This is a genomic window from Mycobacterium parascrofulaceum ATCC BAA-614 (assembly GCF_000164135.1).
Taxonomy (GTDB): Bacteria; Actinomycetota; Actinomycetes; order Mycobacteriales; family Mycobacteriaceae; genus Mycobacterium; species Mycobacterium parascrofulaceum.
Genome location: NZ_GG770553.1, coordinates 1 through 26,061, shown reverse-complemented (window position 1 = coordinate 26,061; position 26,061 = coordinate 1). Strand labels below are relative to the sequence as shown.

Annotated in this window: 27 protein-coding genes, 4 tRNA genes and 1 pseudogene; 15 read left to right on the top strand and 17 right to left on the bottom strand. The window is 67.7% G+C overall.

Features of this window, described 5'->3' with window-relative positions; all coding sequences use genetic code 11:
• Window positions 1–49: 49 nt before the first annotated feature.
• Together purF and purM are read left to right on the top strand one after the other, a co-directional pair.
• Window positions 50–1,576 carry an amidophosphoribosyltransferase gene (purF, locus tag HMPREF0591_RS00165; RefSeq protein WP_007166341.1) on the top strand — a complete coding sequence of 509 codons (1,527 nt, stop codon included), beginning with the start codon at window positions 50–52 and terminating at the stop codon, window positions 1,574–1,576.
• A gap of 71 nt (window positions 1,577–1,647) precedes the next feature.
• Entirely contained in the window at window positions 1,648–2,742 is a 1,095-nt protein-coding gene (gene purM / locus HMPREF0591_RS00160; RefSeq protein WP_040620793.1) for a phosphoribosylformylglycinamidine cyclo-ligase, read from the top strand.
• Between the two features lie 61 nt (window positions 2,743–2,803).
• On the opposite strand, the gene HMPREF0591_RS00155 is transcribed toward purM, so the two are convergent.
• Window positions 2,804–2,989 (bottom strand): DUF3073 domain-containing protein, encoded by a 186-nt coding sequence (locus HMPREF0591_RS00155; RefSeq protein WP_007166339.1) that lies wholly within the window; start codon window positions 2,987–2,989, stop codon window positions 2,804–2,806.
• Between the two features lie 144 nt (window positions 2,990–3,133).
• Window positions 3,134–4,216 carry a CAF17-like 4Fe-4S cluster assembly/insertion protein YgfZ gene (gene ygfZ, locus HMPREF0591_RS00150; protein WP_007166338.1) on the bottom strand — a complete coding sequence of 361 codons (1,083 nt, stop codon included), beginning with the start codon at window positions 4,214–4,216 and terminating at the stop codon, window positions 3,134–3,136.
• A 95-nt stretch (window positions 4,217–4,311) separates the two neighbouring features.
• Here ygfZ and HMPREF0591_RS00145 point away from each other — a divergent pair, with 95 nt between their 5' ends.
• On the top strand, window positions 4,312–5,184 hold the full coding sequence (locus HMPREF0591_RS00145; RefSeq protein WP_085981502.1) for an aminodeoxychorismate lyase: 873 nt from the start codon (window positions 4,312–4,314) through the stop codon (window positions 5,182–5,184).
• Between the two features lie 419 nt (window positions 5,185–5,603).
• Here the strand turns inward: HMPREF0591_RS00145 and HMPREF0591_RS00140 are convergent, their stop codons facing one another.
• From HMPREF0591_RS00140 to lmeA, 6 genes are all read right to left on the bottom strand, one after another.
• Complete coding sequence (locus HMPREF0591_RS00140) at window positions 5,604–6,311, bottom strand: heme-binding beta-barrel domain-containing protein (RefSeq protein WP_425270145.1); 708 nt, start codon at window positions 6,309–6,311, stop codon at window positions 5,604–5,606.
• Window positions 6,312–6,453: 142 nt separating this feature from the next.
• Window positions 6,454–6,756: a DUF1416 domain-containing protein gene (locus tag HMPREF0591_RS00130; RefSeq protein WP_040620782.1), complete on the bottom strand. Its 303-nt coding sequence runs from the start codon at window positions 6,754–6,756 to the stop codon at window positions 6,454–6,456.
• A gap of 1 nt (window position 6,757) precedes the next feature.
• The gene (locus tag HMPREF0591_RS00125) at window positions 6,758–7,600 is read right to left on the bottom strand and encodes a sulfurtransferase (protein WP_007166334.1); all 843 of its coding nucleotides are present in this window, start codon (window positions 7,598–7,600) and stop codon (window positions 6,758–6,760) included.
• 35 nt (window positions 7,601–7,635) lie between these two features.
• On the bottom strand, window positions 7,636–8,106 hold the full coding sequence (locus HMPREF0591_RS00120) for a DUF4395 domain-containing protein (RefSeq protein ID WP_007166333.1): 471 nt from the start codon (window positions 8,104–8,106) through the stop codon (window positions 7,636–7,638).
• 106 nt (window positions 8,107–8,212) lie between these two features.
• Window positions 8,213–8,302 (bottom strand): Ms5788A family Cys-rich leader peptide, encoded by a 90-nt coding sequence (locus HMPREF0591_RS34615; protein WP_368072707.1) that lies wholly within the window; start codon window positions 8,300–8,302, stop codon window positions 8,213–8,215.
• An 84-nt stretch (window positions 8,303–8,386) separates the two neighbouring features.
• A complete protein-coding gene (gene lmeA / locus HMPREF0591_RS00115) occupies window positions 8,387–9,199 on the bottom strand; it encodes a mannan chain length control protein LmeA (RefSeq protein WP_007166331.1) in 813 nt (270 codons plus the stop codon).
• Between the two features lie 176 nt (window positions 9,200–9,375).
• Between lmeA and HMPREF0591_RS00110 the strand changes: the two genes are divergently transcribed.
• From HMPREF0591_RS00110 to pstB, 6 genes and pseudogenes are all read left to right on the top strand, one after another.
• On the top strand, window positions 9,376–10,143 hold the full coding sequence (locus tag HMPREF0591_RS00110; RefSeq protein WP_007166330.1) for a winged helix-turn-helix transcriptional regulator: 768 nt from the start codon (window positions 9,376–9,378) through the stop codon (window positions 10,141–10,143).
• Window positions 10,140–11,051 (top strand): mycothiol synthase, encoded by a 912-nt coding sequence (mshD, locus tag HMPREF0591_RS00105; protein WP_007166329.1) that lies wholly within the window; start codon window positions 10,140–10,142, stop codon window positions 11,049–11,051. Before HMPREF0591_RS00110 ends, mshD begins: the two co-directional genes overlap by 4 nt.
• Before the next feature lie 165 nt (window positions 11,052–11,216).
• Window positions 11,217–12,344 carry a phosphate ABC transporter substrate-binding protein PstS gene (pstS, locus tag HMPREF0591_RS00100; RefSeq protein WP_040620780.1) on the top strand — a complete coding sequence of 376 codons (1,128 nt, stop codon included), beginning with the start codon at window positions 11,217–11,219 and terminating at the stop codon, window positions 12,342–12,344.
• Between the two features lie 47 nt (window positions 12,345–12,391).
• Window positions 12,392–13,422: pseudogene (gene pstC / locus HMPREF0591_RS00095) on the top strand (phosphate ABC transporter permease subunit PstC).
• Complete coding sequence (pstA, locus tag HMPREF0591_RS00090) at window positions 13,419–14,333, top strand: phosphate ABC transporter permease PstA (protein WP_007166325.1); 915 nt, start codon at window positions 13,419–13,421, stop codon at window positions 14,331–14,333. The pseudogene pstC and the gene pstA overlap by 4 nt, the downstream one beginning before the upstream one ends.
• Window positions 14,334–14,346: 13 nt before the next feature.
• Window positions 14,347–15,123, top strand: coding sequence for a phosphate ABC transporter ATP-binding protein PstB (gene pstB, locus HMPREF0591_RS00085; RefSeq protein WP_007166324.1), 777 nt, complete (start codon window positions 14,347–14,349; stop codon window positions 15,121–15,123).
• Between the two features lie 16 nt (window positions 15,124–15,139).
• On the opposite strand, the gene phoU is transcribed toward pstB, so the two are convergent.
• The 5 genes from phoU to HMPREF0591_RS00060 form a co-directional block, all read right to left on the bottom strand.
• Window positions 15,140–15,808 carry a phosphate signaling complex protein PhoU gene (phoU, locus tag HMPREF0591_RS00080; protein WP_007166323.1) on the bottom strand — a complete coding sequence of 223 codons (669 nt, stop codon included), beginning with the start codon at window positions 15,806–15,808 and terminating at the stop codon, window positions 15,140–15,142.
• 58 nt (window positions 15,809–15,866) lie between these two features.
• Window positions 15,867–17,867, bottom strand: a complete 2,001-nt coding sequence (locus tag HMPREF0591_RS00075) for an LCP family protein (protein ID WP_007166322.1) — start codon at window positions 17,865–17,867, stop codon at window positions 15,867–15,869.
• A gap of 227 nt (window positions 17,868–18,094) precedes the next feature.
• Window positions 18,095–19,228, bottom strand: coding sequence for a tRNA dihydrouridine synthase DusB (gene dusB / locus HMPREF0591_RS00070; protein WP_007166321.1), 1,134 nt, complete (start codon window positions 19,226–19,228; stop codon window positions 18,095–18,097).
• Between the two features lie 5 nt (window positions 19,229–19,233).
• Window positions 19,234–20,256, bottom strand: coding sequence for an acyl-ACP desaturase (locus HMPREF0591_RS00065; RefSeq protein WP_040620774.1), 1,023 nt, complete (start codon window positions 20,254–20,256; stop codon window positions 19,234–19,236).
• A 176-nt stretch (window positions 20,257–20,432) separates the two neighbouring features.
• Window positions 20,433–21,038, bottom strand: coding sequence for a TetR/AcrR family transcriptional regulator (locus HMPREF0591_RS00060; RefSeq protein ID WP_050789958.1), 606 nt, complete (start codon window positions 21,036–21,038; stop codon window positions 20,433–20,435).
• 67 nt (window positions 21,039–21,105) lie between these two features.
• On the opposite strand from HMPREF0591_RS00060, the gene HMPREF0591_RS00055 reads away from it, so the two are divergent.
• On the top strand, window positions 21,106–22,155 hold the full coding sequence (locus HMPREF0591_RS00055; protein WP_007166318.1) for an oxygenase MpaB family protein: 1,050 nt from the start codon (window positions 21,106–21,108) through the stop codon (window positions 22,153–22,155).
• 6 nt (window positions 22,156–22,161) lie between these two features.
• Here the strand turns inward: HMPREF0591_RS00055 and HMPREF0591_RS00050 are convergent, their stop codons facing one another.
• From HMPREF0591_RS00050 to HMPREF0591_RS00040, 3 genes are read right to left on the bottom strand one after another with little or no spacing between them, the layout of a single operon-like run.
• On the bottom strand, window positions 22,162–22,362 hold the full coding sequence (locus HMPREF0591_RS00050) for a hypothetical protein (protein ID WP_007166317.1): 201 nt from the start codon (window positions 22,360–22,362) through the stop codon (window positions 22,162–22,164).
• Window positions 22,363–22,375: 13 nt separating this feature from the next.
• Window positions 22,376–22,762: an ArsR/SmtB family transcription factor gene (locus tag HMPREF0591_RS00045; RefSeq protein WP_040620771.1), complete on the bottom strand. Its 387-nt coding sequence runs from the start codon at window positions 22,760–22,762 to the stop codon at window positions 22,376–22,378.
• Between the two features lie 45 nt (window positions 22,763–22,807).
• Window positions 22,808–23,308, bottom strand: a complete 501-nt coding sequence (locus HMPREF0591_RS00040; RefSeq protein ID WP_007166315.1) for a nucleoside deaminase — start codon at window positions 23,306–23,308, stop codon at window positions 22,808–22,810.
• Between the two features lie 92 nt (window positions 23,309–23,400).
• Here HMPREF0591_RS00040 and HMPREF0591_RS00035 point away from each other — a divergent pair, with 92 nt between their 5' ends.
• A complete protein-coding gene (locus HMPREF0591_RS00035) occupies window positions 23,401–24,300 on the top strand; it encodes a class I SAM-dependent methyltransferase (protein WP_040620769.1) in 900 nt (299 codons plus the stop codon).
• 29 nt (window positions 24,301–24,329) lie between these two features.
• On the opposite strand, the gene HMPREF0591_RS00030 is transcribed toward HMPREF0591_RS00035, so the two are convergent.
• Window positions 24,330–24,405, bottom strand: a tRNA-Lys gene (locus HMPREF0591_RS00030).
• A 124-nt stretch (window positions 24,406–24,529) separates the two neighbouring features.
• On the opposite strand from HMPREF0591_RS00030, the gene HMPREF0591_RS00025 reads away from it, so the two are divergent.
• The 4 genes from HMPREF0591_RS00025 to HMPREF0591_RS30195 all read left to right on the top strand — a co-directional run bounded on the left by HMPREF0591_RS00025 (window position 24,530) and on the right by HMPREF0591_RS30195 (window position 25,931).
• Window positions 24,530–24,602 (top strand) — tRNA-Glu (locus HMPREF0591_RS00025).
• A gap of 29 nt (window positions 24,603–24,631) precedes the next feature.
• Window positions 24,632–24,705: transfer RNA gene (locus tag HMPREF0591_RS00020), tRNA-Asp, on the top strand.
• A 29-nt stretch (window positions 24,706–24,734) separates the two neighbouring features.
• Window positions 24,735–24,811: transfer RNA gene (locus HMPREF0591_RS00015), tRNA-Phe, on the top strand.
• A gap of 247 nt (window positions 24,812–25,058) precedes the next feature.
• Window positions 25,059–25,931 (top strand): HipA domain-containing protein, encoded by an 873-nt coding sequence (locus tag HMPREF0591_RS30195; RefSeq protein ID WP_224113137.1) that lies wholly within the window; start codon window positions 25,059–25,061, stop codon window positions 25,929–25,931.
• Window positions 25,932–26,061: the final 130 nt, after the last annotated feature.

Here is a 26,061-nt window from a genome sequence, read left to right as displayed (position 1 = left end):
CCGTAGACTCCGTTACGTCACCAACCGTTCCCCAGGGAGCCGCCCGATCGTGACCGTCGAGGAACCCGAGCAGGACCTGAACTCGCCCCGTGAAGAGTGCGGTGTCTTTGGGGTCTGGGCCCCTGGCGAGGATGTCGCCAAACTCACCTATTACGGCCTCTACGCCCTGCAGCATCGCGGGCAGGAAGCCGCGGGCATCGCCGTCGCCGACGGATCCCAGGTCCTGGTCTTCAAGGACTTGGGTTTGGTCAGCCAGGTGTTCGACGAGCAGACCCTCGCGGCGATGCCGGGCCACGTCGCCATCGGGCACTGCCGCTACTCCACCACGGGCGACACCACGTGGGAGAACGCGCAGCCGGTGTTCCGCAACACCGCCGCCGGCACCGGTGTTGCTCTGGGACACAACGGAAATCTGGTCAACACTGCCGAGCTCGCCGCCCGCGCCCGCGACGCGGGGCTGATCGCCCGGCGCTGCCCCGCCCCGGCGACGACGGACTCCGACATCTTGGGCGCGTTGCTCGCCCACGGCTCGGCGGACTCCACCCTCGAGCAGGCAGCCCTGGAACTGCTGCCGACCGTACGCGGCGCGTTCTGCCTGACGTTCATGGACGAGAACACCCTCTATGCCTGCCGCGATCCCCATGGGGTGCGGCCGCTTTCGCTCGGACGGCTGGATCGTGGCTGGGTGGTGGCCTCCGAAACGGCCGCGCTCGACATCGTCGGCGCCTCGTTCGTGCGCGACATCGAGCCGGGCGAGCTGCTGGCGATCGACGCCGACGGCGTGCGCTCGACGCGCTTCGCCAATCCCACCCCCAAGGGCTGCGTCTTCGAGTACGTCTACCTGGCCCGCCCGGACAGCACGATCGCCGGCCGATCCGTGCACGCCACCCGGGTGGAGATCGGTCGCCGGCTGGCCCGTGAATGCCCGGTGGACGCCGACCTGGTGATCGGGGTTCCCGAGTCGGGCACGCCCGCCGCGGTCGGGTACGCGCAGGAGTCCGGCATTCCGTACGGGCAGGGTCTGATGAAGAACGCCTACGTCGGGCGGACCTTCATCCAGCCGTCCCAGACAATCCGCCAGCTCGGTATCCGCTTGAAGCTCAACCCGCTTCGCGAGGTCATCCGCGGCAAGCGGCTGATCGTCGTCGACGACTCGATCGTCCGCGGCAACACCCAGCGGGCGCTGCTGCGCATGCTGCGCGAGGCCGGCGCCGTCGAAGTCCACGTGCGGATCGCGTCGCCGCCGGTGAAGTGGCCCTGCTTCTACGGTATCGACTTCCCGTCGCCGGCAGAGTTGATCGCCAACGCCGTGCAAGACAAAGAGGAGATGCTCGAAGCGGTGCGGCACGCCATCGGCGCCGACACCCTGGGCTACATCTCGCTGCGCGGCCTGGTGGCGGCGTCCGAGCAACCCGCGTCGCGGCTGTGCACCGCCTGCTTCGACGGCCAGTATCCGATCGAACTGCCCGAGGAGACGGCCCTGGGTAAGAACGTCATCGAGCACATGCTCACCAATGCAGCTCGCGGGGCCGGGCTCGACGATCTGGCGCCCGACGAAGTGCCGATCGTTCAATGACGGACGTCCGGCGCGCCCCTTCCCAGACGTTTGATAACGGCGGTGGGCGGCGCCCGGTAGCCTTTATCGCGATGACGGATCCCGGAAAAAGCCCCGGACGAAACCCGGGCAGCCACGGCATCACCTACGCGTCGGCCGGGGTGGACATTGAGGCCGGTGACCGTGCCGTCGAGATGTTCAAGCCCCTGGCGACCAGGGCCACCAGGCCCGAGGTGCGCGGCGGCCTGGGCGGGTTCGCCGGCCTGTTCGCCTTGCGCAACGACTACCGCGAACCGCTGCTTGCGGCGTCCACCGACGGTGTGGGAACCAAGCTGGCGGTCGCCCAGGCGATGGACAAGCACGACACCGTCGGCCTGGACCTGGTCGCGATGGTGGTCGACGACCTCGTGGTCTGCGGTGCCGAGCCGCTGTTCCTGCAGGACTACATCGCGGTGGGCCGGACGGTGCCGGAGCGGCTCAGCGCTATCGTGGCGGGCATCGCCGAGGGATGCGTGCGCGCCGGCTGCGCTTTGCTCGGCGGCGAGACCGCCGAGCACCCCGGGCTGATGGAACCGGACCACTACGACATCTCGGCGACCGGTGTCGGTGTCGTCGAGGCCGATGACGTGCTGGGTCCCGATCGCGTCAAGCCCGGCGACACGATCATCGCGATGGGCTCCTCCGGCCTGCATTCCAACGGGTACTCGCTGGCCCGCACGGTGCTACTCGAGATCGACCGGATGAACCTGGCCGGTTATGTCGAGGAATTCGGCCGCACGCTGGGTGAAGAGCTGTTGGAGCCCACGCGGATCTATGCCAAGGACTGCCTGGCGCTGACGGCCGAAACCCATGTCCGCACGTTCTGCCATGTCACCGGCGGCGGGCTGGCCGGCAACCTGCAACGCGTCATCCCGCACGGGCTGGTCGCGGAAATCGACCGTGGGACGTGGACCCCGGCACCGGTTTTCGCCATGATCGCCCAGCGTGGCCGGGTGACGCGGGACGAGATGGAGAAGACGTTCAACATGGGCGTGGGCATGGTCGCGGTCGTCGCGCCCGAGGACACGGACCGCGCCCTGGCCATTTTGACGGCCCGGCATTTGGACTGCTGGGTCCTGGGAACCGTGTGCAAAGGCGGTAAGGAGGGGCCGCGAGCGAAGCTCGTCGGGCAGCACCCCAGGTTTTAGAAGGCCGGAGCCGGATGAGGGCCGGGCCGAAGGGGATGGCACGGGCACTCCGGCGTGAGTCTCAGCGGCGCCAGTCGTCGCTGGCTTCCCAGGAGTCGCCGACGCCGTCGTCCTCCAGCTCGGTGGAGTCGCCGGCGCCCGTTCCTGCCAGCTCTTGCTGAAGCCGCTGGAAGTCGGTCTGCGGGGAACTGTATTTGAGTTCTCGAGCAACCTTGGTCTGCTTTGCCTTAGCCCGGCCGCGGCCCATGGGGGAACCCCCTCGCGCAATAACGGAGCGGCCCGAATCAGGCGGCTCCGATCTCCTGGTGTCGTTATTGTCCTGCCGACAGTTTACCGTGCCTCACGGTCGGGCGTCGGTGCCCCCTGCCGCTGTGGCGGACGTCATTCACAATTATCTCGCACCGCCCCGCAACCGTTCAACGGCCAGCCGTCCCGCGCCGATCTGTTCCGCGGCTGGCAGGGAATCGGCGTCGATCACCGCAGCCACCGAGCCTTGCGGGCCGGTCGCCAATTCCGTGTCCGCCGGCACCCCGCGCTTGACGAGCGCCAGGGCCACCGGCCCGAGGTCCACGTGATCCACCACGGTGCCCAGGCGGCCGACCGCGCGACCGTCGGCGAGCACCGGGTCACCCGTCGAGGGGCGGTCGACCGAACCGTCGAGGTGCAACAGCACCAGCATCCGGGGCGGCTTACCCAAGTTGTGCACCCGCGCGACGGTCTCTTGGCCCCGATAACAGCCCTTGTCCAAGTGGACGGCGCCGCCGATCCAGCCCACCTCGTGCGGGATCGTGCGCTCGTCGGTGTCGACGCCCAGCCGCGGGCGCAGCGCCGCCACCCGGTGCGCCTCGTAGGCCCATATCCCCGCCGGTCGCAGTCCCGCCCGCACCAGACGCTCCTGCCAACCGGCGGACTCGCCGCGCGGGACCACCAGATCCAATTCGATCTGGCCGGCCGGGAGGCCGGGCATCCGCCGCGCGAAGCCCCCACCCGCGAGCGGCATCGCCGTCAGCTCGGCGGGCAGGGCGTCCACGCCGAGCGCTTCGAGCACCGCCGGGTCGGACAGGCGCGGGCCCAACAGCGAAAGCACGGCCATGTCGGCGGCAGCCGGGGCGACGTCGGACCAGAAGACCATCTTGCGCAGGTACTCGAGCAGCGGTTCACCGCGCCACGGTTCGGTGTCGAGGTACGTGGTGTCGCCGAGTTCGGTTTGGACCCAGTGATCCTCGACGCGGCCCTGACCGTCGAGGCTGAGGTTCTGCGTGCTGGCGCCCTCGGGGAGGTCGCTGACGTGTTGGGTGGAGATGCTGTGCAGCCACTTCTGGCGATCGCTACCCGTGAGCGTGAGCACCGCGCGATGCGAGCGGTCCACGACGACCGCACCGGTTTCGGCCGCGCGCTGCTCGCCCAGGGGATCGCCGTAATGCCAGACGGCGCCCGCGTCGGGGCCGCTATCGGGTGCAGGCACTGCGTTCACACGTCAACTCTACGGATTCGGCCCCCGCTGCGGCGACTGCGCGGCCTGCCGCACGCTCGCGGCTAGGCTTTACGTCCATGGCAGGCCAGACGGGTGTGATCGTCACTCTGGACGGCGCGGTTCATCCGCCGGATGCGCCGCTGCTGCACGCCGACGACCTGGCGGCGGTTCGCGGCGACGGCATCTTCGAGACGCTGCTGGTCCGCGACGGCAGGCCCTGTCTGGTCGAGTCCCATCTGCAGCGGCTCACCCAGTCCGCCCGGCTGATGGATCTGCCCGAGCCGGACCTGCCGAGCTGGCGCAGCGCGATCGACGTGGCCACCCGGGAGTGGGTCGCGGGCACCGCCGACGAAGGCGCGATGCGCCTGATCTACAGCCGCGGCCGGGAGGGCGGGACGACGCCGACCACCTACGTGATGGTCAACGCCGTCCCCGAACGGGTGACGGCCGTTCGTCGCGAGGGGCTGGCCGCGGTGACCTTGGACCGCGGACTGCCCGCGGCCGGTGCCGACGCGATGCCGTGGCTGCTGGCCGGGGCCAAGACGCTGTCCTATGCCGTCAACATGGCCGCGTTGCGTCATGCCGCGCGCCGGGGCGCCGGCGACGTGATCTTCGTCAGCTCGGACGGCTACATCCTGGAGGGCCCGCGCTCGACTGTCGTGATCGCCACCGATCACGAAGACGCGGCGGGCGGGAACCCGTGCCTGCTGACACCGCCGCCCTGGTATCCGATTTTGCGCGGCACCACGCAGCAGGCCCTCTTCGAGGTGGCCCGGGCGAAGGGCTACGACTGCGACTACCGCGCATTGCGGCCGGCCGATCTGCATGCCGCGCAAGGGATTTGGTTGGTATCGAGCATGACGCTGGCGGCCCGCGTCCATACCCTCGACGGCCGCCCGCTGCCCCGCACTCCGCTGGCGGCCGAATTCTCCGCCTTGGTCGACTCGGCGATCGTCAGCGATCGCTGAGCGCTGAATTGTGTTGTCGGCTCGCGGGATCGCGGGTACGGTCGGCCGTACACAGGAAGGGAGGTGGTCCGGGAATTGATAGCTTCATGGACATGTGAGGTGGCTGCGCGCTAGCTGCAGTGGCTCGGAAGAGCTGGCGATTCACGCGCGCTAGCGAATTCCCCGCAGTCACCCGGCCCCCGAGCTTCCGGTTTGTCCAACCAGGAGCATTGCTCGGGGGCCGCGCCATGTCCGGACGCGGTTACCGGCTCACCTTTGCGGCTATCTGCCCGGCGAGTTTGCGTTCCACTTTTCGTAAACGCCGGCACGAATGCGGCCGCATTCTCTGCAACGAAATTTGCGCCACGGCTTGGGTACTGGCGCAATGGTTGCGGGTCGGTGCGAGCCCCCGATTGCCCAGGCGGGCAACGGGTCGGCGGTTACCCGGCGTACCGCGACAGCCGCGCCGAAAGGTGCGGGACCAGGCCGCCGTCGGCGTCCACCCGTTCCTCGACGTAGGCCAAGTCGCCGCCCTCGACGATGCCGTAGAGCCGTTTGGCGCCACCGACCAGCACGCCCGACCGGCTGCGGGCCAGCGCGTCGGTCACCAACTCCCACGACGACTGGGTGCGCGGCCGTCCGTAGAACAATTCGACGTAGCCGGCCGAGTGGGCCAGGAGCAACTCGATGGCCTGGGATTCGCTGGGGTCGTCGGGGTCGCTGACGAAGCGCCAGAACCCCGTCTCGCGCAAGCCGCGTTCCTGGTAATCGCCCGTTTCGCTGAGCCGCCACGAGCGCGATTCCCAATTCAGATAGTCGCCGCCGTCGTGCGATACCACGATCTGCTGGCCGAAGCGGTAGTCGCCGTCGTGCCCGCGGCCCTCGCCGTGTCCACGCCACACCCCGACCAGCGGCAGCAGCGCGAGCAAGGCGTCATTGAGGTTGGCGCCCTCACGCAGGTTGGCGGTGTCGGCGGGAAGCGGCAGGTCGTCGAAGGCGGGGATGTTGCGCCCGGCGGTCACCTTGGCGCGCTCGGCGGCCGCAGCCACCGCACGGTCACCGGAGCTCGCGGAACTCGATGGCTCGTCGCTGCGTCCCCCGTAAGCGGGAGGTCCCCCCACTGGATCGTCGCCGGCGCTGGTCACGATTCGTCGGTGATGAGCCGGTACAGCGTGTACAGCGCGAACCAGGAGATCACCACGACCGCCACGACCAGCATGATCTCGAAGAAGAGCACCACGGGGACAAGTCTATTCGCCCCGCCGGTTCCCGGTCAGGCCAGCCGGGGTCTCAGGCGATCTTGACGTCCACCTCGTGGATGCCCGCGCCCGAGGGGCTCACCACGGCATTCCCGTTCCCGACCGCCGACAGGGCCCGCAGCGTCCACGATCCGGGCGCCGCGAAGAACCGGAAGTCACCGGTTGCCGACGCGACGACCTCGGCCGTGAACTCGTCCGAGGAGTCGAGCAAGCGGACGAACGCGCCACCCACCGCCTGACCCTCGCCGTCGACGACGCGGCCGGTGATCACCGTTTCCTTCTCCAAGTCGACGCTGGCGGGCAGCGTCACTCCTTGCTTCGGGGCAGAGCACATATCAGCTTCCCAACTCAATCGGGGCACCCACCAGGGAGCCGTATTCCGTCCAACTTCCGTCGTAGTTCTTGACGTTTCGGTGGCCGAGTAATTCCCGCAGCACGAACCAGGTGTGCGACGAACGCTCCCCGATCCGGCAGTACGCGATCGTCTCCTTGGTGCCGTCCAGGCCGGCGTCGGCGTAGAGCTTGGCCAACTCCTCGTCGGACTTGAAGGTGCCGTCCTCGTTGGCGGCCTTGCTCCACGGCACGTTGATCGCCCCGGGAATGTGGCCGGGCCGCTGGCTCTGCTCCTGCGGCAGGTGCGCCGGGGCCAGGATCTTGCCGGAGAACTCGTCGGGCGAGCGCACGTCGACCAGGTTCTTGGTGTTGATGGCCGCGATGACCTCGTCGCGGAAGGCGCGGATGCTGTTGTCCGGTGCCGCGGCCGTGTACGAGGTGGCCGGCCTGCTGACCGCGTCCCTGGACAGGATCCGCCCGTCGAGTTCCCACTTCTTGCGGCCGCCGTCGAGCAGCTTGACCTTTTCGTGGCCGTACAGCTTGAAGTACCAGTAGGCGTAGGCGGCGAACCAGTTGTTGTTGCCGCCGTAGAGGATCACGGTGTCGTCGTTGGCGACGCCGCGTTCGCTGAGCAGCTTCGAAAATTGCTGCGCGTCGACGAAGTCGCGCTTGACCGGGTCCTGCAAATCGGAACGCCAGTCCAGCCTGATCGCGCCGGGGATGTGGCCGGTGTCGTATGCGCTGGTGTCCTCGTCGACTTCGACGAAGACGACACCGACGGCCTGAGGATTGCTGAGATTGCTCTCGGCCCAGTCCGCGGAGACCAGGACGTCGGAGCGTGCCATGCGGGGGATCCTTTCGATCGCTTGCTGGGAACGGGTCAAGCGGTGCGCGCGGCGCCTCGCAAGCGCGCGACCAGGGGATAGAGCTGGCAGCCAAGGCAGATGCCGAAGGCGGCGTTGAGGAACGCCGCGACGAGCGCCGCGGCGGTGGCGATGACGCCGGCCAAGAAGGCACCCGCGGCGAACGCGGCCACACCCGCTAGCGCGAAGATCAGGCCGACGAGCTGGGCGAACTTCAGCGGTGCGACGGGTTCGCGCTCCGCGACGGGGCCCAGCCGGGGCGCCACGACGCGGGCGAACACACGCCCATACGGGTGCTTGCGGGGACCGGCGACGGCGCCGACGGCGAAGACGACGGCCTGCACGGCCAGGACGGCCGCCGCCGCCGGCGCGCTGGCGACGGACACGGCGAGCGTGATGACGAGGACGGCGGTGGTGACCCAGGCGGCGAATCTCGGGCCGCGCACGTCGACGGTGTCGGGCTGGGTCGTGATGTTGCTGCTCGGCACGGTGCTACTCCTGGATACGCCTGTTGCTTTGGGAACGAACGACGGGAGACTGGCCTCGGTGACGTTCCGGGGCTGCTCCGAGTGCTACGCGAGGGCGCGCGGCAACTCAGCAGCTACAGCAACAGCAACAGCCCGCGATGCGGCACAGGTCGACTGCGCGGCGTTGCGTGAGCAGAGGCTCAAGGCGGGCTAGCACGTCGGCCAGCTTACCCAATGAGGGGGAGTGATCAAATCCGGCGGTGGTTGCCGCGCGGCCGGCGGGAACCGGGCGGCGGCCGGGTTACGACTGCTTGAAGCGATCCAGGTCGACGGTCACGCCGTAGCTGATGCCCTCGATGATGACATCGGAGCCGCGCGCCCCCTCGGTCTTGGGCGCAACCCCGAACGGGAGCCGCTGGTTGGGCACCCTGGTGGCGAAGGCGTGCAGCACCGCCTCCCGCCTGTCGTCCGGAACGGCCTGGTCCGCGGTGTCCGCGCCGGTCAGGACGCCGGTCGGGGTGATCACCAGTGTCGCCTGGTCGTCCGGGGCGATGGAGAGGTCCACCGAGACGCTGACCCGGTGCTCGAAGTTGGCCGAGTGCGGGGTGCCGCTGAAGACCAGCCCGTGGCTGTCGGAGATGCCCGACGCGGTGACGCCGCCGGTGGCGGTGTTGGTTTCCCGCGGCGGGGCCTCCACCATCAGGTCGCTGATCCCCAGGTAGCGGCCCAGGTGTGTCGAATCGATGATGATGCGGCTCTCCAGTTTGCCCACCGGCAGCTCGGCAGTTGGCCCGATCAGCCAGGAGGACCGGCTCAAATCGACGGAGTACATCGTGGCTTCGAGGGTGGCCTTGCCGACTGTCGCATGGTCGACGGCGTTGGCCTTGATCTCCACCTGGTTGTAGCGGCCGCGCATCGCCTGGGGGATGAACGGAAACGCCACGATGGCCACGAAGGGGTCGGACTTCAGGCCGGCCACTTTCCGCACGCTGCCGGACAGTCGGTATTCGGCGTAGATGCTGCTCCCATAGTCGACGGCCACCGCACCGAGCGCCAGGACGGCCACGGCGATCACCGCGGCCGCCACCGCGATCAGCATCTTGCGCACCCGCACATTGTGGCGTAACCGCCCGCCCGCGGGGCGGCCGGCCGCCCGGGTGGCGGGGCTCACAGTGCTTGGTCACCACGCAAAAATGGCAGGTGGCAAGTTATCGTTAGGTGGCCTGGCAACTAACGCGTCGTGGCGTTGCGAATTGTGAAGATGCCGTTCCCCCGAGCTGGAGGGGCTAGTTGGAGCTATTACTGCTGACCTCGGAGCTGCATCCCGACCCGGTCCTGCCGTCGTTGTCGCTGCTGCCCCACACCGTCCGGACGGCTCCGGCGGAACCGTCGTCGTTGCTCGAAGCCGGGACGGCGGACGCGGTGCTCGTGGACGCGCGTACCGACCTGTCGTCGGCGCGCGGTCTTTGCCGCCTCCTCAGCACGGCGGGGCGGTCGGTCCCGGTCCTGGCTGTCGTCAGCGAGGGCGGTCTGGTGGCGGTCAGCGCCGACTGGGGGCTGGACGAGATCCTGCTGCCGAGCACCGGGCCCGCCGAGATCGACGCGAGGCTGCGGCTGGTGATTGGTCGCCGGGGCGGCCTCGCGGACCAGGAGAGCGCCGGCAAGGTGAGTCTGGGTGAGCTGGTGATCGACGAGGGCACCTACACCGCGCGGCTGCGGGGCCGCCCGCTCGACCTGACCTACAAAGAGTTCGAATTGCTCAAGTACCTGGCGCAGCACGCCGGGCGCGTGTTCACCCGCGCGCAGCTGTTGCACGAGGTGTGGGGGTACGACTTCTTCGGCGGCACCCGCACGGTCGATGTGCACGTGCGCCGACTGCGCGCGAAACTCGGACCCGAATACGAGGCCTTGATCGGCACCGTCCGCAACGTCGGCTACAAGGCCGTCCGGCCGGCCCGCGGCCGGGCGCCGATCGCGGAGCCCGAGGACGGCGAGGCCGTCGAGTCCGACTCCGAAGATCTGCAAGAGCCGCTGGGCGATCCGTTGCGCAGTCAGTGACCGGGCCCGTCTGGCGCTCGACGCTGACCGCGGACGAGCGGCGGCAGGTGCGCGAATTGGTCACGGCGGCAGCGAAATTCGATGGGGTGGCGCCCGTCGGTGAACAGGTGCTGCGTGAACTGGCGCACGACCGCACCGGGCACCTGCTCATCGGCGAGGGCGACGATGTCGTCGGCTACCTCAACCTCTCGCGCGACGCGGATGCCGCAATGGCGGAGCTCGTGGTGCACCCGCGGGCGCGGCGGCGCGGTTTCGGGACGGCGTTGGCGCGTGCGGCGCTCACCGATACCGCCGGGCGCAACCGGTTCTGGGCGCACGGCACTCTCGGGCCGGCCCGGGCCACCGCGTCCGCGCTGGGCTTGGTCCCGGTGCGCGAACTGCTGCAGATGCGGCGCACGCTGCGTGACACCCATGACCTGGTCCGCCCCGTGCCCGGCGTACGGATCCGCACCTACGCGGGCACCGCCGACGACGCGGAGCTGCTGCGCGTCAACAACGCCGCCTTCGCCGACCATCCCGAACAGGGCGGCTGGACCGAAGTCCAGCTCGCCGAGCGTCGCGACGAACCGTGGTTCGACCCGGCCGGATTGTTCCTGGCGCTCGACGAGTCCGAAGCCGACGAGCCGGGCAGGCTGCTCGGCTTCCACTGGACCAAGGTGCATCCCGACGAACCCGGCCTGGGGGAGGTCTACGTCGTGGGCGTCGACCCGTCCGCGCAGGGCCGGGGCTTGGGCAAGATGCTGACGGCCGTCGGCATCGAGTCGTTGGCGCGCCGGCTGGCGGACACGGCCGAACCGACCGTGCTGCTCTACGTGGAGTCGGACAACCTCGCGGCGGTGCGCACCTATGAGCGCTTGGGCTTCAGCACCCACAGCGTCGACACCGCCTACGCCCTCGCTTCCGGCTGACAACGGGCGGGCGGCGGGTCCGGCCCCCGCCCGTTCACCCGCACTTGCCAGGGGAAACGCTGCCGCGGCCTGCGTCGGAGCATATTTTCGCCGCGACCTGGCAACCTTTTGGGAGATGGCCGGCGGTGCACACGCGGGTCCGGACGCGTTAAGGAAGCGAGATCGGTGAGGCTCCACAGGGGAGGAAGGGCGCTGGCCGCTTTGGTGTTGGCCCTGGCCGTCGGCAGCGGCACGGTGACCGGTTGTGGCAGCGATCAGAACCGCCGTGGCGCGTCGCCGGCGGCCGTGTCCGGGCCGACCGGCACGGCGGGCTGCGGCGGCAAGAACAAGCTGACGGCTGAAGGCTCGACGGCTCAGCAGAACGCAATGGCGCTGTTCAACCAGGTCTGGGGCCAGTATTGCCCGGGTAAGAGCGTGGCATACAACCCCACGGGTTCCGGGGCCGGCCGCGAGCAGTTCATCGCCGGCCATGTCGACTTCGCGGGCGCCGACTCCCCGCTGGCCGCCGACCAGATCGGTCCGGCCGCCGCGCGCTGCGACGGCAACCCGGCGTGGGACCTGCCGCTGGTCTTCGGGCCGATCGCGCTGGTCTACCACCTGGCCGATGTTCCGGCGCTGGTGGTCAGTAGTGACGCGCTGGCCAAGATCTTCAGCGGGAGGATCACGGCGTGGAATGACCCGATCCTGGCGGCCCTCAATCCCGGTGTCCCGCTGCCCGATACCAAGGTCACGCCGATCTACCGGACGGACTCGTCGGGCACGACCGACAACGTGCAGAAATACCTGACGGCTGCGGCACCGCAGAGCTGGACCAAGGGCGTGGGCACCGAGTTTCAGGGCGGGGTCGGCGAGGGGGCCGCGAAGTCGGCCGGGGTTGTCCAGGCCGTGCGGGCCACCCCGGGCGCCATCGGGTACGTCGAGAAGGGCTTTGCCGACCAGGGCGGCATGCCCTACGCCCGAATCGCCACGAACAAGGGCGTCGTCGTCCCGCTCACCAACGAGACGGCCGGACAGGCCGTGAAGGCCGCCGACTTCATGGCCGACGGCAACGACTTGGTGCTTGACCTCAACCCGATGTACACCTCCCAGGAGCCGGGTGCCTACCCGCTGGTGTTGGCCACGTACGAGATCGTGTGCTCGAAGGGCTCCGATTCCGACACTTCCAGCGCGATCAAGTCGTTCCTGACGGTGGCGGCCGGCAGCGGGCAGGCCGATCTGCCATCCGCCGGCTATGTGCCGCTGCCCGATAAGGTCAAAGAGCGGCTGGTTGCGGCGATCAACGCCCTGCAGTAACCCAGCCGCCCGGGCATGAGGAGCGACAAGACTGTGCCGGGACCACCGTGACCACGCCAAACCCGAACGACGCCGGCTCGGGCGCGACCGTTGCCGCGCCGTTTCCCGAGGCGCCGTTGATACCGATCAGCCCGTGGGGGGATGCCCGCCCCCACGTCGGGGATCGGGCCTTCCGCTGGCTCGCCAACGGATCGGGCTTGCTGATCGTGGCCGTGATCGCGGCGATCGCCGGATTCCTGCTGCTGCAGGCGGTGCCCGCGTTGAAGCGCAATCGCGAGAACTTCTTCACCTACGGCGGGAACTGGATCACCACCGACACGTCGGCCATGCACTTCGGCATCTCCGACCTGCTGAAGGTCACCGTGTTCGTGTCGGCGTTCGCGTTGATCCTGGCGATGCCGGTCGCGCTGGGCGTCGCGATCTTCATCACCCAGTATTCGTCGCGGCGCGCGGTCGGCCCGCTGGCCTATGCCGTCGATCTGCTGGCCGGGGTGCCCTCGATCATCTACGGCGCGTGGGGCCGTATGTGCTGGCGCCGCAGCTGCGGCCCGTCGCGACCTGGCTGAACCGCTCCCTGGGCTGGTGCTTCCTGTTCGCCAACGGCAACGCGTCGGTGGCCGGTGGCGGCACCATCTTCACCGGGGGCATCGTCCTGGCGGTGATGATCCTGCCGATCATCACCGCCGTCACCCGCGAGGTGTTCATCCAGACACCGCAGGACGAGGTCGAGGCCGCCCTGGCGCTCGGCGCCACCCGTTGGGAAGTGGTGCGGACGATCGTGCTCCCGTTCGGCCGGTCGGGATACATCAGCGCGGCGGTGCTGGGGCTCGGGCGCGCGATGGGGGAGACGGTCGCGCTGCTGATCATCCTGCGGGGGACACAGGCGGCGTTTGGCTGGTCGCTGTTCGACGGCGGCTCCACGGTCGCGACCAAGATCGCGGGGACCGCGGCGCAGTTCAACGACCAATACAAGGCGGGCGCGTACATCGCCGCGGGGCTGGCGCTTTTCGTGCTGACCTTCCTGGTCGACGCGCTGGCCCGCGGGGCCGCCGCCGGGACCCGCTGGGGCGCCCGATGACCTCGATGTTGGACCGCCCGCTGAAGCCGCGCGCCTTCTCGAGGCCCAGCCGGCGCCGCCGGGCCGCCGATCGCCTTGCGATGGGGCTGGTGTCGCTGTCGACGGTGATCGCGGTGACGCCCTTGCTCTTGGTGATGTACTCGGTGATCGCCAAGGGGTCCAAGGCGGTCACGTCGACCGTGTGGTGGACGCACTCGCAAGCGGGCATAACGGCTTTCGTGGCGGGCGGCGGCGCCTACCACGCCATTGTCGGCACGGTGCTGCAAGGATCGGTATGTGCGCTGATCTCCATCCCGATCGGCCTCCTGCTCGCCATCTATCTCGCCGAATACGGTGGCGGCACCCCGCTGGGCAGGCTGGTCACGTTCATGGTGGACATCCTGGCCGGCGTGCCCTCGATCGTGGCGGCCTTGTTCGTCTATGCGCTGTTCGTGACGACGTTGGGGCTTCCCCGGTCCGAGTTGGCGGTCTGCCTCGCGCTGGTCCTGTTGATGCTTCCGGTGATCGTGCGGGCCACCGAGGAGATGCTGCGGATCGTGCCGGTGGATCTCCGCGAGGCCAGCTACGCGCTGGGCATCCCGAAGTGGAAGACGATCGTCAGGGTCGTGCTCCCGACCGGGATGTCGGGCATCATGACGGGCATCATGCTGGCGGTGGCCAGGGTGATGGGGGAGACGGCGCCGCTGCTGATCCTCGTCGGCTACGCCCAATCTATGAGCTTCGACATCTTCAGTGGATTCATGGGGACGCTGCCCGGCATGATGTACAACCAGACCAGCGCCGGCGCCGGCGTGAACCCGGTCCCCACGGATCGGTTGTGGGGTGCCGCCCTAACCCTCATCCTGGTGATCGCGATTATCAATATCGGGGCCCGAGTGATAGCGAAATTTCTTGGCGCGAAAACGTCATAGGCAGGAGCAGTAAGTGGCCAAGCGGTTGGACCTGAAAGCCGTCAACATCTACTACGGTTCGTTCCACGCGGTAGGGGATGTGACGCTGTCGATCCTTCCCCGCAGCGTGACGGCCTTCATCGGCCCGTCGGGCTGCGGCAAGACGACGGTGCTGCGCACGCTCAACCGGATGCACGAGGTGGTCCCCGGCGGTCGGGTGGAGGGCAGCGTGCTGCTCGACGACGAGGACATCTACGGCGCCGGCGTCGACCCGGTGGGCGTGCGCCGCGCGATCGGGATGGTGTTCCAGCGACCGAACCCGTTCCCGGCCATGTCGATTCGTGACAACGTGGTGGCCGGTTTGAAGTTGCAGGGCGTGCGCAACCGCAAGCTGCTCGACGAGACCGCTGAATACTCGCTGCGGGGCGCGAACCTCTGGGATGAGGTCAAGGACCGGTTGGACAGGCCCGGCGGCGGGCTGTCCGGGGGGCAGCAGCAGCGCTTGTGCATCGCGCGCGCGATCGCCGTGCAGCCGGACGTGCTGCTCATGGACGAGCCCTGCTCGGCGCTGGACCCGATATCGACGATGGCCATCGAGGAGCTGATCAGCGAGCTGAAGCAGGACTACACCATCGTCATCGTCACCCACAACATGCAGCAGGCGGCACGGGTCAGCGACTACACCGCGTTCTTCAACCTCGAAGCCGTCGGAAAACCGGGGCGGTTGATCGAGGTCGACGACACCGAGAAGATCTTCTCCAACCCCAGCCAGAAGGCGACGGAGGACTACATCTCGGGCCGGTTCGGCTAGCCCGCATGCGGTTCGCTTACTGCGAGGCGGGTTTCGTTTCTTCTTCGGGGAGCTTGCCGGTCGCCTGGAAGATGACGCGCCTGGCCACTTCGACGGCGTGGTCGGCGAAGCGCTCGTAGAACCGGCCCAGCAGGGTGACGTCGACGGCGGCCGCCACACCGTACTTCCATTCGCGGTCCATCAACACCGAGAACAGGTGGCGATGCAAATCGTCCATCGCGTCGTCCTCTTCGCGGATCCGGGCGGCTTTCTCCGGGTCGCGCGACATCACCACCTCTTGCGCGCTGTTGCCCAATTCGACTGCGACCCGGCCCATTTCGGCGAAGTAGCCGTTGACCTCTTCGGGCAGCGCGTGCTGCGGATGCCGACGGCGGGCGATCTTCGCGACGTGCAGGGCGAGCGCGCCCATCCGGTCGATGTCGGCCACCATCTGAATGGCGCTCACGATGGACCTCAGATCACCGGCGACCGGTGCCTGCAAGGCCAGCAGCACGAAGGCGCTTTCCTCGGCTTGGGCGCTCAGTGTGGCGATCTTCTCGTGGTCGGAAATCACTTGTTCGGCCAGCACCAGATCCGCCTGCAGCAGGGCCTGCGTGGCGCGTTCCATGGCGATGCCCGCCAGCCCGCACATGTCGCCCAGCCGCTCGGACAGCTCCGAGAGCTGCTCATGATAGGCGGTCCGCATATCGCCAAGCCTACGTTCTCGTCGGCGAAAAAGGGCGGCGGAGCGCCGCCAAAAGCGCTTACTCGCAGGTGGTGTCGGCCGCGTTGGTCACCGTCAGGTCCTCGGGCAGCTTCGCCGGGGCGCTGCCGGAGCCGCGTTCGATCTGCAGGCTGATCGACGAGCCGCTCGGTTGGGGCGTGGCGACCGACTTGAAGTCGGGCCCGAGCACCACCTGAACGACTTGGCCATAGCCGGAAACCCGCTGCACCTTGGCGTTGGCGAACGAGGACGCCACGGTCGCCGCGGCCTGCTCGTTGCCGGGCGAGAACAAAACGGTCGTCGTGTTCACCGCACTCGGATAGTCGTCTGGCGTCATCACGTTGAAGCCGTCCCGTTTGAGTTGGCTGGTCGCGGTCGCCGCCAGGCCGCTCTGCGTCGTCGCGTTGGAGACGCGCACCGTGACGTCGCCGGGCGTCGTCGTGGTGACCTGCTCGTGGCGAGCCTCCGGGGCGGCTGTGGGGGCCGGCGTCTTCTTGGTGGCGGGCGCCTTCGTCTGCCCCGACTTCTCGTCGGAGGTCCCCAGATTCTTTGCGTTCTGGTCGTTTTCCTCGGGCAGCGGGTCGTCGTTGATGATGGCGTCGAACAGCGCGCGCATGTCGGCCATGCGCGGCGGTTCGTCGCCGTTCTGGTCGGTTATGCCGGTCGGCACGGTGACGAACGTGACGTGTCCGGCCGCCATCCCCTGCAGCGACTGGCCGAGATGGATCAAGTCCTTCGACTGCACGTTGTCGACGACGGTGTCGCTGATGAACATGTTGACGACGTTGTTGAGCTTGTTCAGGTCGAGCAACGTGTCCTCGGAGATCAACGAGCGCAGCAACGACGACAGGAACAACTGCTGGCGTTTGATCCGGCCGTAGTCCCCGTTGGTCTCGGTGGTGACCTGGCGGGCTCGCACATAGTTCAGGGCGGTCGGGCCGTCCAGCACCTGGCGGCCGCCATGTTCGAGCACCGTGCCCAGCTCGTAGTCGTGCAGCGCGGATTTCGAGCACACCTCGACACCGCCCAGGGCGTCGACCATCTTGGCGAACCCGGAGAAGTCGATGGCGATAAAGCGGTTGATGCTCAAGCCGGACAGTTTCTGGATCTCCTTCACCAGGCATTTGGGGCCGCCGAAGGCGAATGCCGAGTTCAGTTTGGTCTCGGTGTAGACCATCTTCGGGCCCCAGGTCTTGGTCTTCGCGTCGTAGAGGGGTCCGTACTTGCCGGTGTCCGGGTTCCACGCCTCGCACTGGATCGGAGTGATCGCCAGGTCGCGGGGGAACGACACCGCCACCACGCGTTTGCGGTTGGCCGGGATGTTGACCAGCATCACGGTGTCCGACCGGGCGCCGCCGGCGTCTTCGGTGTCACCGGCGCCCATGTTGGCGTTGTCGCCGGCGCGCGAGTCCATGCCGACGATCAGGAAGTCTTCGTCGCCGTATTGCCCGTTGCGATCGCGAATGTCATCCGATCCCTGGTCAAGCGCGTTGACGGTGTTGAGCCGGGCGTTCTTCGACGTGCTCCATTGCCACGCCCCACCGGTCATGGCCACGGCGAGAACGGCAAGCAGCGCGGCGACCGAGCGCGCGGCCAGCAGCATCGGGCGGTGGCCGTGCCCGCGTCTGCGCTCGTCGGCGCCGGCGGGTTCCACGGGAGGCGCCCCCAGGTCGGGGAGCTCCGACACTATGTCGAGGGAGTAGGCCAGGTCCTCGATCACCTGGGTTTGCTGCAGCTCCACCGGCACGCCGGAGCCGGCCTCGGCGGGGTGGACGTCCGGTTCGGCGCGGCGGTGAGTGGACCGGCCCATTGAGGGGGCGCCGAGCTTCGCGATCAGATCGGCGACGCTTACCCCGCCCCCCGTGTGGCAGCCCGATCCTTCGTCGTCGGCTACCCGAGGCCGCGCGGGCTCGACGGCGGTGTCGCCCTGCCAAAGGTGGAGGCTGTAGTCGGCCGGCGGCTCCGAGAACCGCTCCCAGGGGGCGGCTCCCAGCGCCGGGCGCCGAGCGTCGGGAGTGGCGTCGCCCTCGGCGTCACTCATGTCCTACCGGCCTCCGAAGCTCTGATGCGGATATCAAAGTGTCCGTGCGCGATGTCGCCTCAGCGCTTGGCGTTATCGGCGCCGCGGGCTGGTGCCACTCGTGGGTCGCACTCCTTTGTCGCGCTCGGACGGGGGCGCGTTACCGACCCGCCGCTGGGAACGCGCAAATGCGAGCAAGGCCCACATCGTACTGAGTTATCGGTCCGGACGCGATTTCGAGCGGTCGATCAGCCGCCGGAATGCATCACATCGGCGCCTGCCGGCACGGTGCAGTCGTCGGGGTCGGTCAGCCAGCCTTCGGGCAGCGCGACCCGGGCGGGTGAGCCCTGCCGTCCCCGGGGGCCGCTCGCGGCATCCGGGAAGGGGACGGTGCCGTCCAATTGGCTCAGCAGCGAGTCGAGTTCGTCGAGCGTCTTGACCATCGCCAGCGCCCGGCGCAGCTCCGAGCCGGCCGGGAACCCGTGCAGATACCAGCCGATGTGCTTGCGGATGTCGCGCATGCCCTTGTCCTCGCCGAAGTGCGCCGCCAGCAATTTCCCGTGCCGGCGGACGATGTCGGCCACCTCGCCCAACGTGGGTGGGGTGGGGGCCGGGCTGTCGGTGAACGCGGCGGAGAGCTCGGCGAAAAGCCAGGGTCGCCCCAGGCAGCCCCGCCCGATCACGACGCCGTCGCACCCAGTGGTGGCCATCATCGTCAGCGCGTCGCTGGCGTCGTAGATGTCGCCGTTGCCCAGCACCGGAATCGTCCGCACGTGCTGCTTGAGCAGGGCGATCTGCTCCCAATCGGCGGTTCCGGAGTAGCGCTGCGCCGCCGTGCGGGCGTGCAGCGCCACCGCGGCGGCTCCCTCCGATTCCGCGATGCGGCCGGCATCCAGGTGCGTGTGATGCTCGTCGTCGATGCCGACGCGGAACTTGACGGTCACCGGGATGCGGGCGCCCTCGGTGGCGCGCACCGCCGCCGCGACGATCTGCCCGAACAGCCGCCGCTTGTATGGCAGCGCCGCCCCGCCGCCGCGCTTGGTGACCTTGGGCACCGGACAGCCGAAATTCATGTCGATGTGGTCGGCCAGGCCCTCGTCGACGATCATCTTCGCGGCGGCGTACGTGGTCGCCGGATCGACCGTGTAGAGCTGCAGCGAGCGCGGAGATTCGTCCGGGGCGAACGTGGTCATGTGCATGGTGACCGGATGCCGTTCGACGAGTGCGCGCGCCGTGACCATCTCGCAGACGTAGAGACCGCTGACCGTGCCGACCTTCGACCGCTCCAGCTCACGACACAGCGTCCGGAACGCAACATTGGTCACGCCCGCCATCGGGGCCAGCACCACCGGGCTGGCGAGCGTGATGGGACCGATGCGCAAGGCCGCTACCGGCGGCTCATTGCCAGCTTGCCCGCGGTCTGGTGCAGCTCGAACGCGGTGGTCTTTTTGCCCGTCCGGGCTTCCCGGTCGAGCTGGCGCTGCTTGGACACCTCGAACTTGTCGCAGGCCTGCTCCAGCTCTTTGATCAGCAGGGCGAGGTCGTCACGCATCTCGGCCGCTTCGCCGGTGAAGTCCTCGCGCTCGAAGATGCGCCATTTCTTCAGCACCGGCATGACGACGTCGTCGAGGTGGATCCGGGGGTCGTACACGCCGCCGACGGCGATGAACACGGCCTTGCGCCGGAATTCGGGCACCTGGTAGCCCGGCATCTGGAAGTTGCGCAACACCTTGTGCAGCTCTTTCATCGCCTGATTGGGCGCAATCTCGAACCCGGCCTCGCTGACATCGCGGTAGAAGATCATGTGCAGGTTCTCGTCGGCCGAGATCTTGGCCAGTAGCTGGTCGGCGACCGTCTCGTTGCAGGCCCTGCCGGTGTTGCGGTGCGAGATCCGGGTGGCCAGCTCCTGGAACGTCACGTAGATGACCGAGTCGAACAGGCTCTCGGCGAACAGATCGGCCCGCACCTGTTGGTTCTGGCCCGGGCTGAAGCCCCGGTTGACCACCTCGATGCGTAGCTTCTCCAGTTCGACCGGGTCGACCGCGCGGGTCACCACCAGGTAGTCGCGCAGCGCGATCCCGTGCCGGTTCTCCTCGGCGGTCCACCGGTTGACCCACTGGCCCCAGGGTCCGTCCAGGCCGAAGTTCATCGCGATCTCGCGGTGGTACGAGGGCAGGTTGTCTTCCGTCATCAGGTTCTGCACCATCGCCACCTGGGCGAGGTCGGAGAGCTTGCTCTCCTCGGGGTGCCAGTCCTGCCCGCCCAACGCGTAGAAGTTCTTGCCGTCCGACCACGGGATGTAGTCGTGCGGGTTCCAGTTCTTGTGCATGCTCTCGTGCCGGTTGAGGCATTTCTCGACCACCGGCTCGAGCTCGTGCAGCAGCTGTAGGTTTGTCAGCTCGGCTGACATCAGGCCTCCAGTTATCTGTGTCGACGGGTAGCAGTCAATATATCTGTGTACTTCGGTAGCATCAAGCTGCGTGGCCGCGCGTCGCATAACGGTTCGATCCCACCGTCGGGGCGGCCCGGGCCCGGCGACCAACCTCTAGGTTTGCCGCCGCGCGGCGACCCCTAAACGCCGCTCGGCTAGCCCAGATCCGGGGTCGGCACGTACGGCGCCGCCGTAATGTAGAGCATGTTGACGCAGTAGTCGATGAATTGCTTGCGGCTCGCCCCTAGCTGCCCGTTCAGGTACGCGGTGAACAGGCTCGACAGGCCGCCGATCAGGCTGGTGGCGATCATCTTCTGCAGCACCGGGTCGCCGATGCGGGACAGCTTGCGCTGCAGCAGCGCGATGAAGTTGGGCATCCATTCCGCCCCCGACCGGGTCAAAATCGGCTCGACCGCCGGCGCCAACAGCAGCACGCGCCCGCGCACCGGGTCGTCGACCATCAGCTCGACGAACTTCTCGACGGCTTCCCGCGGAGTAGTCGCCGAAGTGAGCGTGTTCATCGCGCGCGTACAGACGTCGTCGTAGACGGCCCGCACGAACTCGTCACGGTCGGCGAAGCTTTCGTAGAAGTAGCGCTCGGTCAGTGCGGCCTTGCGGCAGACGGCGCGCACCGTCAACGCGGGTCGGCCGTCGCCGCCGAGCAATTGCACGCCGGCGGCGATGAGGTTGTCGCGGCGGAGGGCGAGGCGATCCCCCAAGGGGACGCCGGTCCAACGGCCCCGTCGTTGACCGGACTGCACATCGCTCCTAAGCTGAAAAATGACAACGCTTGTAGTCAGTTTTGCAGATACCTACAGGAATCCAATAGTGACTCAACATACGTCCGCACCCCGTCCGCTGACCAGCGATGAAGGGCGCGACGAGACGGCCGCCCCCGGCGCGGCAAACGATTCGGACGGGGTCGCCGGCGGCTGCCCGGTGTCGCCGCTCGGCTACGACGCGCCACCGACCCCGCTGGGCCCCGAGTCACTGACGTGGCGATACTTCGGGGATTGGCGCGGCATGCTGCAGGGCCCATTCGCGGGATCCATGCAGAACATGCACCCGCAGTTGGGCGCCGCGGTGGAGCAACACTCGACGTTCTTCCGGGAGCCCTTGCCGCGGGTGATGCGGTCGCTCTACCCGATCGGCGGGGTGGTCTTCGACGGAGACCGTGCTCCGAAGACGGGCGCCGAAGTCCGCGATTACCACACCGACATCAAGGGCGTGGATGACCAAGGGCGCCGCTACCACGCACTGAACCCCGACGTCTTCTATTGGGCACACTCCACGTTCTTCATGGGCACGATCTTGGTGGCCGAACGGTTCGGCGGCGGTTTGACCGAGGCCGACAAACGCCAACTCTTCGACGAACACATTCAGTGGTACCGGATGTACGGCATGAGCATGCGTCCGGTTCCCAAGACCTGGGAAGAGTTCCAGGTCTACTGGGATCACATGTGCCGCAACGTATTAGAGGACAATTACGCGACCCGGGCCGTGCTCGACCTGACCATCTATGACAAGTTGCCGATCGCTCCCTGGCTCCCGGATCGGCTGTGGGGCGGCCTGACCAGGCTGTCGCGGCCGTTCTTCGTCTGGCTCACGGTCGGGTTGTATCACCCCGCCGTTCGCGAGCGGTTGGGCTTTGAGTGGACCGACCGCGACGAGTGGCTGCACCGGCGCTTCGGCAATCTGGTCCGGCTGATCTTCGCGTTCGTGCCGCCCAGGTACCGCAAGCACCCGAGGGCTCGCGCCGGCCTGGACCGCGCATCCAGGCGTATCCCGGCCGACGCGCCGCTGCCGCAGACACCGGCGCGCAATCTGCCGCCGTTGGACCGGCGCGGCGACCCGAGCCACTACTGCCCCGAGGTTTAGTGCCCGCTAGTGGGCGTGACCGTGCACCTCCTCCAGGCCCGCCTGATGCACGTGCTGATGGCTGTGCTCGGTGCCGTCGGCGTGGCGGTGGGCGTGTTCGTGCTGGACGTGGTCGTGCTCGTGGGCGGTGTGGGCGTGCGCGTGGCTGACGTCGCCGTGTTCGTGGTCGTGCGCGTGGGGCGCGTCGTGGGTGTGTTGCGCGGTCATCGGTGTCGTCTCCTCAGGTAGATGCGCCGTGTCGATCGCCGACGGCCTTCAGGCCGCCCGCCTTGCGGTGGTGACCGGGCACGCCCGGACCGGCGTGCTCGGCGTTGAAGACGGCGTCCGTGACGAGCTGCCGCACGTGGTCGTTCTCGAGGCTGTAGAAGATGGTGGTTCCCTCCCTGCGGGTGCGAACGAGCCGCGCCATTCGCAGCTTCGCCAGGTGCTGGGAGACCGAGGGCGCCGGCTTGCCCACGTGCTCGGCGAGCTCATTGACCGACAGCTCGCGGTCGGTCAGCGACCACAGCACCTGCACGCGAGTGGCGTCGGCCAGCATGCGGAACACCTCGACCACCAGATTCGCCTGGTCGTCCGGCAACCGTGCTGGACCGTTATCTGCATGCATACGCAAATACTAGTCAAGGCCCGGGCCGAAGCCAACGGGCGCTTCCTAGGGTGACGGGACGACCGTGGAGCGGGGCTGACCGCCGTTGCGCTCGTTCCAGAACCGGTAGACGTCCACCGCGTCGTCCTGAGGCTGGTAGCGCATCGGCAGGCGCCGCTGGTCCCAGCTCTTGGCGAATTCGTCGTAGAAGGTGGACACCTCGAAATATTTGCGGTCGTCGAGGTAGTACTGCTCGTAGGCCTCGCGGGTGATCAGGAAGATCACTTCCTTCGGTGAGCAGTAGTACAGGGAGCCCAGGCACATCGGGCAGGGATGGGCCATCAGGTAGACCGTGCTGTCGACCAGGTGCTCGGTGCCCAGCTTCATGCACGCCTCGCGGATGGCCAGGATTTCCGCGTGGGCGGTCGGGTCGTTCGCCTGAGCCACCATGTTGGCGCTCTCGGCGAGGACCTCACCGTCGTTGACGATCACCGTCGCGAACGGGCGGCCGCCGTCGGCGACGTTTCGGCGGGCGAGTTCGATGGTCCGCCGGGCGAAGTCGGTCACAGGTCGGAGGGTAGTCCCGCGGAGGCGGGGATGGGCGCTGTGATAGTGACTAGATTGTCTATTTAATTTTCGGGATCGGGATGAGGAGCAACATGGCGCGCACCGATCGTGATCGCTGGGACCTGGCGACGAGCGTGGGGGCGACGGCGACGATGGTCGCCGCCCAGCGCGCCCTGTCCTCGGACGCGAAGTTGATCGACGACCCGTACGCGGCCCCGCTCGTGCGCGCCGTCGGGATCGACGTCTACGTACGGCTGGTGAACGGCGAAATCCCGGCGGGCGGCACCTCCGAGTTCGATCCGCACCGGATGGCGCGGGGGATGGCCTGTCGCACAAGGTTTTACGACGACTTCTTCCTGGAGGCGGCGCGGAGCGGCATTGGCCAGGCGGTGATCCTCGCGTCGGGGCTTGACGCGCGTGCCTACCGCCTGGCGTGGCCGGCAGGGACCGTTGTCTACGAGGTCGACATGCCGGAGGTGATCGAGTTCAAGACCCTGACCCTCGAGGACCTCGGCGCCGAGCCGACCGCCGAACGGCGCACCGTCTCGGTCGACCTGCGCGACGACTGGGCCACCGCGCTGCGCGACGCGGGATTCGATCCGCAGGCGCCGTCGGCGTGGAGCGCCGAGGGGCTGCTGGTTTACCTGCCGGAGACCGCCCAGGACGCTTTGTTCGACAACATCACCGCCTTGAGCGCGCCGGGCAGCCGCCTGGCGTTCGACTTCGTGCCCGACACGGCCGTTTTCGCCGACCCGCGCTGGCGCGCGCACCACGACCGGATGAGCGAGCTAGGGTTCGAGGTCGACTTCAACGACCTCGTCTATCACGGCGAGCGCAGCCACATCGTCGACCACCTGAGCCAGCGCGGCTGGCGGACCTCGTCGCAGACGGTGGCCGAACTGCACGCCGCCAACGGCTTCACCTATGCCGACGACGAGGTCGCGCAGGCCTTCGCCGATGTGACCTACAGCCGTGCGGTGCTCGGGGGATAGCGGCAGCCATCCCGCGAGCCGAAACGCTTTGGTGCCCCCACTAGGACTCGAACCTAGGACCTGCGGATTAAAAGTCCGTAGCTCTACCAACTGAGCTATAGGGGCCGCGGAGATTCAGGATACTTGGACCCTAAACACGGCTCGTTTGAGGATTGGGCCCGCGGTGACCTAAGCTGACGTGGCTCCCAACGAAACCACGTTGCGAGTACCCCGGAGTGATTCGGTTCTGGCCCCCATCGTCTAGTGGCCTAGGACGCCGCCCTTTCACGGCGGTAGCACGGGTTCGAATCCCGTTGGGGGTACGCGACGCGGTGACGCGGAGCAGCAGCAAGGCCCTGTGGCGCAGTTGGTTAGCGCGCCGCCCTGTCACGGCGGAGGTCGCGGGTTCGAGTCCCGTCAGGGTCGCCGATTCGGCGAGGCACTTCATGCCTTCCGGCCAGGTAGCTCAGTCGGTACGAGCGTCCGCCTGAAAAGCGGAAGGTCGGCGGTTCGATCCCGCCCCTGGCCACCAAGTATCTGTGCATTTCAGCGCCCCTTTTCGCTCTGTCTACGAACTCGTCATCACCGATTCGGACTCGGCGATGGGGCCAATATGGGGCCAAAAACGAGGTGCCGTCGCTGCCAACTCTGTATCGGATCCGTCCCCCTCGACTCTCCGCTGTCTTCGAGCGGAGCCCTACGCGACATGCGCGTGGCCAGTGGCGATTGCACTAGCACCTGCGAGGCACAATTGCGTCGTGCCCGTTCGCTGGTCAGTCGTGGCTGCCGACGACTGGGCTGTCGCTGGCCTCGAGAGCCAGGGCCAGCATCCGCACGACTGGCTCAAACATCCGTCGAGAGAGCGTACCTGGCTGTTCAAACCCGCACGGCCAGAGCGCGATCGTTCCCTCGGGGAAGACACTGTGGAGAAGCTCGGAAGCGAGATGGCTCGGCTGGTCGGAGTGCCGGCGGCCACGGTCGAACTAGCCACTCGGGGCGGGGTGCGTGGCGCATTGGTTGAAGACGTGCGATTGCCAGAGTGGGAATTGCAGGCAGGGCAGGCGCTAATGCCAGAGGTGGTTATCGATTACGACCCGACTGATCCTGAAGCGCGCGGATACAATGTCGGCTCTATCAGGCAGGCACTCACACGGTTTGGATCACCGCCAGGCTCATCGATGCCTACGTCGTTTCGGGCTTTCGATGCGTTCGCAGGATATCTCCTGTTTGACGCGTTGATCGCGCATGGAGATCGCCACGACCGCAACTGGGCCGTCCTTGTGCCGCCGCCGGACGTATCCGAGCCCTCTTTCGACCACGCAGCTAGCCTCGGCTTTACGTTGAGCGACGAACTGCGCGCCGAGCACTTACGCGACGGAACAGTGATGAAATGGGCAGAACGTGGGCACGCGAGCCGATTTGAGCATCGCAAGGGCACGCGTTGGCAGACACTCGTGGACCTGGCAGGCGACGCCATCAGACTCTGTGGACCGAGCACCCGCGAGTACTGGCGTGAACGGATACTGTCGCTTGAACGGCGGACCGTTGAGGACCTATTTGCTTCTGCCCCAGGGATGACGGAGACTGCGCACCGTTTCACGGTCGAACTCGTCAAGATTAATCGAGAGAGGTTGCTCGATGTCCTCGCCTGAATTGCTGTTATCGCGGACGTCAATGGCCACGCGACGCTTCGCTGTCGCATGGCGGAACCGGCGGCGACGCTTAAATTACGCCGGTGGCCGTACTAGACCACGGTGCCAAAGGCTATCGATTCCAGTACCT